Below are 12404 nucleotides of genomic sequence, written 5' to 3' on the forward strand. Positions count from 1 at the left end.
AAGCTTTGCGAAAACGCTTGCAAACTTATTTCGCGACCCAGGAACATTGGTTCTCAAACTGCAACCAAGTTTCCGAAGTTGTGATTCAAAATCATATAGCCAAAAGTCATATATGATTGAAATCATATGGAGTGACTCATATAACCCATCGGCGGCTTCCGCAGCATGATGGAAGGTGAAGATGGTTTGCTGGCGGGAAAACTGCAGCATTCCAACCACACATACGCGGGCTTGGGGGCGCCAAAAAATCCCATTGAGATCAATGACTTGCAGTCGTTCTTTGGGTGACACGCCCCGCGTCTCCGGGAACCCTAGGGGTTTTCCCAAGCCAGGCTGAATTTGACGCGCTCCGAAAATTCGCATCAGCCACCGCCCGACCGGGCGAGTTGTTATTTGGCTGAGCCGTTTGGCAGCACACCCGCTAGCCATTCTTTTCTGGAGCAGAGATGCATAAGCAAACCAAAATCGCCGCCGCGGTCCTGTTGACCGTCGGCGGTTTCAGCGCTTGGGCCCAACAGGCCGAGCCGCAACAGATCGAGCGCGTCACCGTTACCGGTTCCGCGATCAAGCGCATCGACGCGGAATCGTCCGTGCCGGTCACCGTCATCAAGATGTCTGATCTGCGCAATTCCGGCGTGACGTCGGTCGAGCAGATCATGTCCAGCCTGACGGCCGTGCAATCCTCGGTCAACGCGGCCCAGTCCATCGGTTCCGGCAGCGGCGGCGCCTCCTTCGCCGACCTGCGCGGCATCGGCCAGGACAAGACCCTGGTGCTGCTGAACGGTGAGCGCATCGCCAACAACGCGGTCGACGGCTCGGCCCCTGACCTGAACATGATTCCCTTCGCTGCGATCGATCGCATCGAAGTGCTGCGCGACGGTGCCTCCGCCCTGTACGGCACGGACGCCATCGGCGGCGTGATCAACTTCATCACGAAGAAGACCTACAACGGCGGCAATATCACGTTGGGCTACGACTCGCCCAAGCACAAGGGCGGCAAGGCCAAGAGCGCCAACGTCGGCGTCGGTTTCGGTGACCTGGCCACCCAAAACTTCAACGTGCTGGCCTTCGTCAGCGTGAAGAAGGAAGACCCCATCGCCGGCAACGAGCGCGACTTCAACAAGCGCATCGTCGGCGGCCTGTCCAACAGCACCGACCCCGCCAACTACACCCAGGACTTCAGCGCCCTGTACAACCCGGCAGCCCCGACCTGCTCGGGCACGGCGCTGATCCCGGTGAACGGTGGCACGCAGTGCAAGATCGTCACGCCCAACTTCGTCGACTTCGCTCCCAAGTCGGACACGGCCTCCGGCATGCTCAAGGGCACGCTGCGCGTCAATGACGCGCTGGAACTGGGCGCCGAAGCCTTCGTGGCCCGCAACCGGGTCACGACGCGCATCGCCCCCGTGCCCTACGGCGGCTACTACATGAACCCGACCATGCCCAATGGTCAGAAGAACCCCTACTTCCCGACGGCCCACATCGACCCGAACTTCGATGACGGTACGGCGGGCACGCACCCCTTCAATCCTTCCGCTGCCTTCGCCAATCCGGTGGCCGTGCAGCCGGGCTTTGCCTACGTCTTCTGGCGCGACTTCCCCAACGGCTCGCGCGCCCAGATGAACGAGAACAAGCAAAGCCGCATCATGCTGACGGCCGACGGCAATGCCTGGAACTGGGACTACTCGTTCAAGGCCTCGTTCAACAAGAACACCGTCGACCAGAACCTGACCGGTGGCTACGGTGACGGCGACATGATCGGTGAAGGCCTGCTCGAAGGCGTCATCAACCCCTTCGGCGCCCAGAGCGCCGCCGGCACCGCCCTGCTGGAAAAGGCCGCGCTGAACGGCAAGCTGCAGACTGCGACCGGCAAGGTCCAGATCTACAAGGGCACGGCCAGCCGCGAACTGGGTGACTGGGTGGGCGCTGGCCGCCCGGCCCAGATCGCCATCGGCGGCGAGTACCGCCGCGAGGACTTCGATTCGCACCCGATCAAGGAATTCGCCCAGCTCGTCTCGGCCTCCACCGGCGTCGATCCGGATGCCACCGCCAAGGGCAAGCGCAATGTCTACGCGGCCTACGGCGAACTCAACGTGCCGATCACCAAGGCCCTGGAGCTGACTGGCTCGCTGCGCTACGACAAGTACAGCGACTTCGGCAACAGCACCAATCCCAAGCTGTCCTTCCGCTTCCAGCCCAGCAAGGAAATTCTGCTCCGCGGCTCGGCCTCGACGGGCTTCCGCGCACCGACGCTGTTCGAGCTCTACAGCTCGACGTCGTTCACCAACACGGCCGGCAACTTCAACAACCCGATCAACTGCCCGGGCGGCACACCCATCCCCGGCGCATCGCAAGCCAACTGCAATGGCCAGTTCCAGGTCCAGAACGGCGGCAACCCCTTCCTGAAGCCGGAGAAGTCGAAGGGCTATACCCTGGGCGCCGTGTTCGAACCGATGGCCGACCTGAGCCTTGGCATCGACCTGTGGGCGATCAAGATCAAGAACGCCATCTCCGTGCTGCCGCAGTCCACGCTGTTCCAGAACTACACCCAGTTCCAGCAGTACTTCCACTTCTCCCAGCCCGGCAACCTGCTGTCCATCACCAGCAACTGCCCGGGCCCGAAGTGCGGTTATGTTGAGCAGCTGAACCAGAACCTGGGCGGCACCAACACCAACGGTATCGACCTGAGCGCCCAGTACCGCCTCAAGTCCGCCGTCGGCCAGTTCGACTTCGCGCTTAACAGCACCTTCGTCAACAAGTACGAGTACCAGGACTACCCGTCGGGCCCCTGGAACCAGAACGTCGGCGTCTACTCCGGTGCCGGCCCGATCTTCAAGTGGACGCACAACCTGACGGCGAACTGGGCTTACAACAGCTTCGCCATCGGCACCGCCGTGCACTACAAGTCGGGCTATGTCGACTTCACCCCGACCAACCGCGTCTCGGCCTTCACGACGACCGACCTGTACGGCAGCTGGTCGCCCATCAAGGGCGCGTCCCTGGTGCTGGGTGTTCGCAACCTGTTCGATCGCGATCCGCCGTTCACCAACCAGGCCGACCTGTTCCAGTCCGGCGGTTGGGATTCGCGCTACGCCAACGCAGCGGGCCGCACCTACTACGTGCGCGGCACCTACTCGTTCTAAGCGATCCGTCGCAACACCAAGGGGCCCTTCGGGGCCCTTTTTTCATTGTTCAACGCGAGTCATGCGGGTCACATTCTTGCAATTGGTTTCGGCGTTAGCGCATCGGGTCTGAAAAAGTGCGGCCGCTGTCACATGGCCGCATGCGGCATGGGGTCAAGCCCGACACGCCACGCACGCAAAGGCGATGTCGGAAGAATTCATGTCATCAGCCTTACCCCGTCAACCGATGGACTACCACGCCCCCAAGCGCGCGGTGAACAACCTGCTGCTTCACTACGCCGGCCACGAGCAACGACCCGTCTTCTTCGACATCGACGCCGCCTACCCCGAGCTGCGCGCCCTTGAGCGAGCCTTCCCGCGCATCCAGGCCGAGTGCGATGCGCTGCTGGCCGACCATGTGGCCATGCCGCGCTACCACGACGTGAACCGTCCAGCCACCGAGATCTCGGCGGCGACGGCCGGCGACTGGAAGGTCTTCATGCTGGAGCTGCTCGGCCACAAGCCCGAGGCCAACCGCGCGCGCTGCCCGGCCACCTGCGCGGCCCTGGCCCAGGTGCCCGGCGTGCTGCAGGCCTTCTTCTCGGTGCTGGACCCGGGCAAATCCATTCCCGAGCATGACGGCCCCTATGTGGGGTATCTGCGCTACCACCTCGGCATCCGTGTGCCGCACGTGAACCCGCCCCACATCCGCGTCGCCGGCCAGCCCTACACCTGGAAGGAAGGTGAAGGCGTCATGTTCGACGACTCCTGGCCCCATGCCGTCATCAACCACGCCACCGAGCCGCGCGTCGTCCTCATTGTCGACGTGCCCCGCCCCCTGCCGCTGTTGCCACGGCTGGTGAACAACTTCGTGCTGTGGGGCCTGGCGGCACCGCTGTATGGCAAGAAGGTGGTGCAGAAGGCCGACCGCTACAGCGGCGACCTGCTCTAGCGCCGGCCGGCCAGGGCGATGCCGGCCAGCACCAGCAGACTGCCCGCGGCAAAGCTCGGCGCCAGCACCTCACCCAGCAGCCAGACGCCCAGCAGGACGCCGAACAGCGGCGTCAGGAAGGTGAACACGCCCAGGCGTGAGGCCAGGTAGCGGCGCAGCAGCCAGAACCAGGTCAGGAAGCTCGCAAACGACACGACCAGGCCCTGGAAGCCGAGATGCGCCCAGACGGCCGCCGTGGGTTCGAAGCGCCATTGCCCCGTCAGCCAGGCGGTGGGCAGCAACAGCACGACAGCACCGAGCAATTGGTAGAACAGCGTCTCCGTGGCCGGCGCAGTGGCCAGCCGGGTGCAGCGGATGGTGACGGTGGTCGCCCCCATGGCCAGGCCCGCCAGCACTGCCAGCAGATCGCCCAGCCACGCCATGCCGGTGCGGGCTCCGCCGCCATCGAAAAGCGCCAGCGCAATACCGCCAAAGGCCAGGCCAATGCCCGCCCAGCGGCGGCAGTCCAGACGCTCCGCCGGCAGCCGCCAATGCAAGCCCACGGCGGTGAACAGCGGGGATGTGTAGAGAAAGACAGCGACATGGGAGGCCTGCGTCAGCTGCAACGCGACGGCCACCAGCAGGAATTCCAGGCCGAACAGCGTTCCCGCCGCGGCCCCGGCCGCCCGGCGGCGGCGGTCGAGCATTTCGCCACGCCAGCACATCAACCCGGCCAGCAGCGCCAGCGCCATGGCCGAGCGCAAGGCCACCATCAGCATGGGGCTGGCCTGGTCGGACACGGCCTTCAGCGACACCTGCTGCAGGCCCCAGAGAAAGCACAGCAACAGCATCAGGCCGCCGGCGCGGACATCCAGCGGCCCCGACATGCCGGCGGATGGCCGGCTCGCTGCGGCAACGGGGAAATCGACGACGGAGGGACTGGTGGGGTACTTCATGGCGGCCAATGTGCCGCCCACGCATTAATCCGAAAAGCGGATAATTCGAAGCCAACACATCCGTTTATCGAAACCGTGCGCGACCTGCAGATCGACTGGCTGAAGTGCTTCGTCGCCACGGTCGACGCCGGCTCGCTGTCCGCCGCCGCCGCGGAGATTCACCGCTCGCAATCAGCCGTCAGCATGCAGCTCAAGAAGCTGGAGTCGGCCGTCGGCCACCGGCTGCTCAAGCGCGACGCACGCCAGCTCGAGCTCACACACGAAGGCCAGACCCTGCTGGGCTATGCGCGGCGCATGCTGGACTTGCAGGCCGAGGCCCAATCGGCGCTGAGCGAGGACGACATCTCCGGCCTCATCCGCGTGGGCGTGCCGGACGACTACGCGAGCAAATACCTGACGCCGGCCCTCAAGCGCTTCGCGCCGCGGCATGGCGGCGTCGAGATCCAGCTGGATTGCGAGCAGTCAACCTCGCTGATCCCGCGCGTGGCGCGCGGTGATCTCGACCTGGCCCTGGTCTCGCGCGACCACTCACGGCGCGGCACCCTGCTCTTCCACGAGCCCATGGTCTGGGTCGGCTCGCCGCAGTTCGAGGTCTGGCGTCGTGACCCTCTTCCCATCGCCGTCTATGAGGAGGCGAGCCTGGGCCGGCGCAGCGCCATCAACTCGCTGGCCCTGCAGGGGCGCCCCTACAAGATCGTCTACAACAGCTCCAACCTCGCCGGGCAGATCGCCGCCGTCGAAAGCGGCATCGCCGTGGCCGTGCTGACCCAATGCAGCGTGCCGCCGCATCTGCAGCTGCTGGGCACCGAGCAGGGCCTGGGGCCGCTGGAGCCCATGGAAGTGGCCGTCTACCGCAGCCAGGCGTCCAAGGGCAACAAGGCCGTGGACAGCCTGCAGCGGCTGCTGGTGCAGACGCTCAGGGCGAGGGGGTGATTCGCACCATCAAGACGCCGTGAGGCCGAACGCGGCCACCGAACTCACCGGCAACACCGCGGGTCCTCCTGCCTGACCACAAGTCCTGGACTTCGGCCTTGAGCCTGGCCGGCAGATCCAGCTGCTCCCACGTGACCTTCATGTCAGCCGCAGCCTCGCCGCGGTTGAACAGCACCGCCGCGCGGTCGCCGCCGGCCAGCGTGCGCACCCAGACCTCCTGCTCACCCTGGCGCCAGATGCGCCGACCCTGGCGACCCAGCGGGTCCTGGTCGACCTTGATAACGTCGGCATTGATCAGGATGCGTCTGGTGTCGGCATCCATTTTGGCCATGTCGTTGCCGGCAATCAGCGGCGCAGCCAGCATGGCCCAGATGGAGAAGTGACTCTCGTACTCCGTCGTCGTCATGCCGCCGTTGCCGACTTCCAGCATGTCGGGGTCGTTCCAGCCATTGGGCGCCGCATCGGTCCACAGCTCGGCATTCATGTCGATGATGTCCAGCAGCCCGTGGGACCATTCCTTCTTGCCCTTCCAGGCATCCCAGATGTCGCCCGTCGTACGCCACAGATGGCCGATGGGGTGCGCCCAGCGGCCGGGCTGGCTCGAGCCCCACTCGCAGATGGACAGGACGATGTCGCGGCCCGACTCGCGCAGGGCCTTGGCCATGATGGTGTACGCGGCCTCGGGGCTGCGCGGACCGGTGTAGCACCAGTCGTACTTCAGCCAGTCCACGCCCCACTTCGCATACTGGCGCGCATCCTGGAACTCATGCCCGGCGCTGCCGGGACGGCCGCCGCAGGTCAGCGCGCCGGCATCGGAGTAGAGGCCGAACTTCAGCCCCTTGCCGTGCACGTAGTCGGCCAGGGCCTTCATGCCCGACGGGAAGCGATCCGGGTCGGGCTGGATGTTGCCGTCGGCGTCGCGACTCTTCTGCCAGCAGTCGTCGATCACGATATAGGCATAGCCCGCGGCCTTCATGCCCGACGCCACCATGGCGTCGGCCTGCTGGCGGATCAGTTGCTCCGACACATTGCAGGCGAACTTGTTCCAGGAGTTCCAGCCCATCGGCGGCGTGGGCGCCAGATTGGGCTTGGGGGCGTCGAGCTTGAGCGTTTCGTGCGGCGCGGCGAAAGCACCGAGAGAAAGGCAGGCAGAGGCCGCCAGCAGCGCATGGCGCAGCCAGGTTGAGTTCATGAACAACTCCGCGAGAAGATGGCTGTGTTTGGCTTTTGGGCCGAGCGCTGGGCCGCTCCCGAGCCGGCCCGTTGGGCGATGTGCATGCGGGTCAATCCGGCATGCACCGCCGTCCCCTCGGGGGACCGACCAGGCTTGCCCGCGTTCAGCCGGGCAAGACTGGGCGAGGGGCTCATACAGCCCCGCGGCGCGCTTCCAGCTCGGCACGGATCTCGTGCATGCGCTGCTCGGTCAGGAAGTAGCGCGACACGACATAGAGGGCGACGAGCAGGCCGCAAATGGGGATGCCCGACAGAAAGATGCGGATCAGCAGCAGCGCGTCCTCGCCCTGCACCGGCAGCTTGGCGTCGAAGCCCGTGAACATCAGCACCCAGCCCGAGGCGCCGTTGCCCAGAGCCAGGCCGACCTTGGAAATCCATGACTGGCAGGCCGCGAACGAGCCTTCGCGGCGCTGGCCGCTGGAGAGTTCATCATGGTCGATGATGTCGGCCAGCGCCGAGCCGTAGATGGTCCAGAAGCCGGCGCCGACGAAGGCCACGCCACCGCTGGCGAAGAGCTGCAGCCAGGGCAGCTGCGGGTTGTAGAAGAACCAGTCGCCGATGAAGGCGACGATGCCCAGCACCAGCACCGTCAACAGCGCGTTGCGCTTGCCCCAGTGCCGCGCCACCCAGCCGGCGAAGACGATGCCCACCAGGCCGCAGATCAGGCCGGCCATGCCCATCATGGAGTTCCACTTGGTCGCCTCGACGACGTTGCCGCCGCAGACGTAGTAGACCGTCGCGTAATAGCCCAGCAGGCCCACCATGGACGTGGCCATGTTGTAGGCCAGCATGGTGCCCAGCATCTGGCGGAAGGGCCGGTTCTTCAGCGTGCGGTAGAGGGTGTCCTTGAAGGGCACGCGCTGCTGGGCCTGGGCGACGACCTTGGCGTAATAGCGCTCGCGCGTCAGCAGGAAGATGGCGACGGACACCACCACCATGATGGCGCCGAGGATGCTGGTGTAGACCTGGGCGCCGAGCAGGATGTCGGGCTTGCCGCTGGCGTCATTGAAGAAGGCCAGCGTCGTGAACTGCGCGGCGACGAACATGGCCAGCTCGGGAAGCTTCTGGATGGCGTTCTTCACCGACATCACTCGGGTGCGCTCGTGATAGTCGGGCGTCATCTCCGCGCCCAGGCTGTTCCAGGGCATGTTGAAGCAGCTCATGACCGGCACGTAGAGGCAGGTCGAGACCAGCATGAAGACGAAGTACTCGCTGTCGCTCCAGCCACGGCCCACCGCGAACATCAGCGGCAGGCCGATGCCCGCCAGCACACCGCCGACGAGGATGTAGGGGCGGCGCCGCCCCCAACGCGTGCGCGTGTTGTCGGACATCCAGCCGAACAGCGCGTCGGAGACGGCGTCGACCGCGATCTTCAGGAAGATGACCGTCGAGATCAGCCCCGGCGCAACACCGAGGAAGACGTTGAAGACATGGAAGGCCAGCGACTGGTAGAGCCAGTGGCCCCACATGTCGAGGAAGGAGCCGAGGCCGAAGCCGATCTTCTGCGCGGTCGGCACGCGGTCACCGGCCACGGGGGCGGGCGCCGCCGCGGGGGCGCTCGGGTGGGGCATGGCAGGCACAACGGCCCCATCGGCATTGGCAAGCACGTCTGTCTCCTCGGCCGCCTGGGTTGGCGACACTTTTTAGTAAACAGACTGATTTTATTTGTTCAACCGCCCAACAAAAGGCGGTGAAACACCTAGGCCGCCTGGCGCCTGCCCTTGCGCGCGCTCGGCATCGCGGCAACCGCCGCCGGCGCCACCATCGAGCTTTCACGCACCACCAGCTCCACCGGCAGCGCGGCGTCATTGGGCGCGATATCGCCTTCGATGAGGGCGCGGGCAGCAACGTTGCCCAGCGCCTCCTTGTCCATCTTCACGGTGGACAGCGGCGGCTTGTTGCGCGCGGCCTCCTCGATGTCGTCGTAGCCGATGAAGCGGATGTCCTCGGGCACGCGCAGGCCCTGCTCCAGGCAGACCTCGATGGCGAACATGGCCGTCGAGTCGTTGTAGGCGAAGACGGCGTCCGGCGGCTCGGGCAGGGCCAGCAGGCGGGCCATCGCATCGCGGCCGGCGTCGCGGTATTCCAGTGCCGGGTCCAGCGTGACCTCGTAGTCCGGGTCGAACAGGCGCCCGGCCTCGAACAGCGCGCGGCGGAAGCCCTTGGCGCGCAGCGAGGTCGAGTAATGCGCCAGCGGGCCGAAGATGGCGGCGATGCGCTGGGAGTTGCCTTCGAGCAGGTGGCGCGTTGCCAGCCAAGCGCCGAGCTGGTTGTCGTCGTTGACGCAGCGCACGCCCGGGTAGAAGTGATCCACCAGCACCAGCGGCAGCTCGCAGCGGCGGATGGCCTCCATGGCCTCGGGGTCGAAATAGCCGGCCCCCAGCAGCGCATCAGCCTCGTGGCGGCGCACCTGGCCGGCCACGTCGTCGCCGGCCAGCACCGACATGATGCTCAGCGGCACGCCGGCCTCGCGGCAGGCCGTCTCGGCGCCGTGCAGCACATAGGAATAAAAGGGGTTGTTGGCCAGCGAGCCGATGCTGCGGCTGTAAAGGAAGAGCATGCGGCGCGGCTTGCCGGTGCGCAGCTTGCCGACGTCATAGCCCATCTGCTGGGCCACGCCCAGCACCTGGGCGCGGGTCTGCTCCGACAACCCGGGCTGGCCCTTCAACGCCCGCGACACCGTCCCGATGGACACGCCCGCGGCCTCGGCCAATTCGCGAATCGTCACTCCCTTGTCGGCCATACGCCTGAGCTCCCGCTGTTGTTTAGCACCCCGTGCCGACGGCGATTGTGTCACCGCCCTCCCGCACTCCCCACTGGGCGCTGCGCCCGGCTGCGACCCCGGGGCAAAACCTAGGTTGGAGATTGTTCACTAAACATTTCTTGTTGCATAGAATATTTCGCATGCCCACCTCCCCCGTCGCCGTTCTGGGCGAAGCCCTTGTCGATGAATTCCATGATGGCCCGGTCGCGGGTGGGGCGCCCTTCAACGTCGCCCGCTCGCTGGCGGCGCTCGGCGCCCCGGCCCTGTTCATCAGCCGCATAGGTGCTGACGACGACAACGGCCGCTTGGTGCTCGACAGCGCGCGCCGCTACGGCCTGGACAGCACGGGCGTACAGCGCGACCTGCGGCGCGCCACCGGCCGCGTCAGCGTGCACGAGGGTGCAGGTGGACATCACTTCGAGATCCATGGCGACGCCGCCTGGGACCATATCGACGCCGAGGCGGCCCGTCCGCATCTGGCCTTGGCCAGGCCGGCGTGGATGTACTTCGGCAGCCTCGCCCAACGCCAGCCGGCTTCACGCGCGGCGCTGCGCGTCATGCTCAAGCCCTTCCGCGGCACGTGCTTTCTCGACCTGAACCTGCGTGCCGGCAGCGAGACCCGGCTGCTGGCCGCCGAGTCGCTGATGCTGGCCGATTGGGTCAAGGTCAACGACGAGGAACTGGGCCAGCTGGCCGGCTGGTTCGACGCCACCGCGCCCGACGACGCGGGCCGCGCGGCCGCTGTGATGGCGCGCTTTGCCTTGCAACGCCTGGTGCTGACCTGCGGCGCCAGCGGCTGGCGCTTCTACGCGCCGGGCGGCGTGCTGCTGGCCCAAGGCGCCGGCGTCGTCCAGCCGCGCATGGTGGACACCGTCGGCGCCGGCGATGCCTTCACTGCCCTGCTGCTCGCCGGTCAGGCCCTGAAGCGCGACCTGCCCGCCACGCTGGCCCTGGCCAATCGCTACGCCTCCTTCATCTGCGGTGTGCGCGGCCCGCTGCCCGCCGACCCCATCGCCCTGCAACCCTGGCGCACCGCCCTGCATGCGCTGCCGACTTCCGCCTGATTGCCCCACATGGACCTGACCCCGCCCCCGACTTCCCTGGCCGACCTCGTTGCACCGCCCGCCGGCTCGGCCATGCGCCGCCGCGACTTCATCTTCGGCGCCGGCACTTCGTCCTATCAGATCGAGGGCGCCGCCCACGAGGATGGCCGTCTCGAATCGATCTGGGACCGCTTCTGCGCCACGCCCGGCAAGGTGCTGCGCGGCGAGAACGGCGCCGTGGCCTGCGACCACTATCACCGGCTGAACCAGGACCTGGACGTCCTGAAGCGCCTGGGGCTGGACGCCTACCGCTTCTCCATCGCCTGGCCGCGCGTGATGGACGCGGCCGGCCGGCCCAACCCCAAGGGCATTGACTTCTACAAGCGCCTGCTCGACGGCCTGGGCCAGCGCGGCATCCGCGCCTTCGTCACGCTGTACCACTGGGACCTGCCGCAGCACCTCGAGGACAAGGGCGGCTGGCTCAACCGCGAGACGGCGTATCGCTTCGCCGACTATGCCGACCTGATGAGCCGCGAACTGGCCGGCCATGGCGACGTGGCCGCCTGGACGACCCACAACGAGCCCTGGTGCTCGGCGTACCTCGGCTACGGTGACGGCCACCACGCCCCCGGCCTCGCCAACCCGCGCTGGGCGGCCCAGGCCATGCACCATCTGCTGCTGGGCCACGGCCTGACCCTGCCGGCCCTGCGCGCCAACGCACCACAAGCCCTGCACGGCATCGTCGCCAACTGCGCGCCGGGCTATGCCGACAGCGACACGCCCGCGGACCGCGACGCCGCTCATCTGTTCGAGACCTACCAGAACCGCTGGGTGCTGGACCCCCTGCTCAAGGGCGAATACCCGGCCGACCTGTGGCGCTACTGGAAGGGCTGCGAGCCCCTGGTGCTGGCCGGCGACATGGACATCATCCGCCGCCCCATCGACTACCTCGGCATCAACTACTACAGCCGCGCCGTGCTGCGCTCCAAGGGCCCCGACACCATCGACTGGGTGCGCCACCCCGACGTCGAGCGCACGACCATGGACTGGGAGGTCTACCCGCAAGGCCTGCAGGACCTCTTCGAGGCCTTCAAGCGCGACTACGCCAACCTGCCGCCCCTCTACATCACCGAAAACGGCATGTCGAGCCACGACAAGGTCAACGGCGCCGGCGCGGTCGACGATCTGCAACGCCAGGCCTACATCAAGGCTCATTTCGCGGCATGCTCGCGGGCCATGGACAAGGGCGTGGACGTGCGTGGCTATTTCATCTGGTCGCTGATGGACAACTTCGAATGGGCCTTCGGCTACGAGCGGCGCTTCGGCCTCGTGCATGTGGACTTCGAGACCCAGCAACGCACCTTGAAGCGCAGCGCCCTGGCCTATGCCGACTTCTTGAGGGAGCGCGCCGCGGCGCCCTGA

At 66.5% G+C, this 12404-nt stretch carries 9 protein-coding genes; 5 read left to right on the plus strand and 4 right to left on the minus strand.

Annotation, left to right across the window (positions count from 1 at the left end):
• The first annotated feature begins 446 nt into the window (after window positions 1-446).
• Window positions 447-3143 (plus strand): TonB-dependent receptor, encoded by a 2697-nt coding sequence (locus J2X20_RS21670; protein WP_310269328.1) that lies wholly within the window; start codon window positions 447-449, stop codon window positions 3141-3143.
• Window positions 3144-3369: 226 nt separating this feature from the next.
• Window positions 3370-4074 (plus strand): aspartyl/asparaginyl beta-hydroxylase domain-containing protein, encoded by a 705-nt coding sequence (locus tag J2X20_RS21675; RefSeq protein ID WP_310269331.1) that lies wholly within the window; start codon window positions 3370-3372, stop codon window positions 4072-4074.
• Here J2X20_RS21675 and J2X20_RS21680 read toward each other — a convergent pair.
• Window positions 4071-4940, minus strand: a complete 870-nt coding sequence (locus tag J2X20_RS21680) for a DMT family transporter (protein WP_310270004.1) — start codon at window positions 4938-4940, stop codon at window positions 4071-4073. The two genes, J2X20_RS21675 and J2X20_RS21680, sit on opposite strands and share 4 nt — an antisense overlap.
• Window positions 4941-5075: 135 nt before the next feature.
• Here J2X20_RS21680 and J2X20_RS21685 point away from each other — a divergent pair, with 135 nt between their 5' ends.
• Window positions 5076-5942, plus strand: a complete 867-nt coding sequence (locus tag J2X20_RS21685; RefSeq protein WP_409034190.1) for a LysR family transcriptional regulator — start codon at window positions 5076-5078, stop codon at window positions 5940-5942.
• Here J2X20_RS21685 and J2X20_RS21690 read toward each other — a convergent pair.
• The 3 genes from J2X20_RS21690 to J2X20_RS21700 all read right to left on the minus strand — a co-directional run bounded on the left by J2X20_RS21690 (window position 5926) and on the right by J2X20_RS21700 (window position 9918).
• Entirely contained in the window at window positions 5926-7134 is a 1209-nt protein-coding gene (locus J2X20_RS21690; protein ID WP_310269337.1) for a glycoside hydrolase family 27 protein, read from the minus strand. The two genes, J2X20_RS21685 and J2X20_RS21690, sit on opposite strands and share 17 nt — an antisense overlap.
• Window positions 7135-7306: 172 nt before the next feature.
• Complete coding sequence (locus J2X20_RS21695; protein ID WP_310269340.1) at window positions 7307-8782, minus strand: MFS transporter; 1476 nt, start codon at window positions 8780-8782, stop codon at window positions 7307-7309.
• A 92-nt stretch (window positions 8783-8874) separates the two neighbouring features.
• The gene (locus J2X20_RS21700; RefSeq protein ID WP_310269343.1) at window positions 8875-9918 is read right to left on the minus strand and encodes a LacI family DNA-binding transcriptional regulator; all 1044 of its coding nucleotides are present in this window, start codon (window positions 9916-9918) and stop codon (window positions 8875-8877) included.
• Window positions 9919-10079: 161 nt separating this feature from the next.
• Between J2X20_RS21700 and J2X20_RS21705 the strand changes: the two genes are divergently transcribed.
• Together J2X20_RS21705 and J2X20_RS21710 are read left to right on the plus strand one after the other, a co-directional pair.
• Window positions 10080-11003, plus strand: coding sequence for a PfkB family carbohydrate kinase (locus tag J2X20_RS21705; protein ID WP_310269346.1), 924 nt, complete (start codon window positions 10080-10082; stop codon window positions 11001-11003).
• Window positions 11004-11012: 9 nt separating this feature from the next.
• A complete protein-coding gene (locus tag J2X20_RS21710; protein ID WP_310269349.1) occupies window positions 11013-12404 on the plus strand; it encodes a GH1 family beta-glucosidase in 1392 nt (463 codons plus the stop codon).

This window comes from Roseateles saccharophilus (assembly GCF_031458095.1).
In the GTDB taxonomy this organism is placed as follows: domain Bacteria; phylum Pseudomonadota; class Gammaproteobacteria; order Burkholderiales; family Burkholderiaceae_C; genus Pelomonas; species Pelomonas saccharophila_A.

Bases quoted from the DNA above. Each gene is read 5' to 3' on its own strand.
- J2X20_RS21710 (WP_310269349.1), top strand. From the start codon at position 11,013: ATGGACCTGACCCCGCCCCCGACTTCCCTGGCCGACCTCGTTGCACCG.
- J2X20_RS21705 (WP_310269346.1), top strand. From the start codon at position 10,080: ATGCCCACCTCCCCCGTCGCCGTTCTGGGCGAAGCCCTTGTCGATGAA.
- J2X20_RS21690 (WP_310269337.1), bottom strand. From the start codon at position 7,134: ATGAACTCAACCTGGCTGCGCCATGCGCTGCTGGCGGCCTCTGCCTGC.
- J2X20_RS21670 (WP_310269328.1), top strand. From the start codon at position 447: ATGCATAAGCAAACCAAAATCGCCGCCGCGGTCCTGTTGACCGTCGGC.
- J2X20_RS21675 (WP_310269331.1), top strand. From the start codon at position 3,370: ATGGACTACCACGCCCCCAAGCGCGCGGTGAACAACCTGCTGCTTCAC.
- J2X20_RS21680 (WP_310270004.1), bottom strand. From the start codon at position 4,940: ATGTCGGGGCCGCTGGATGTCCGCGCCGGCGGCCTGATGCTGTTGCTG.
- J2X20_RS21700 (WP_310269343.1), bottom strand. From the start codon at position 9,918: ATGGCCGACAAGGGAGTGACGATTCGCGAATTGGCCGAGGCCGCGGGC.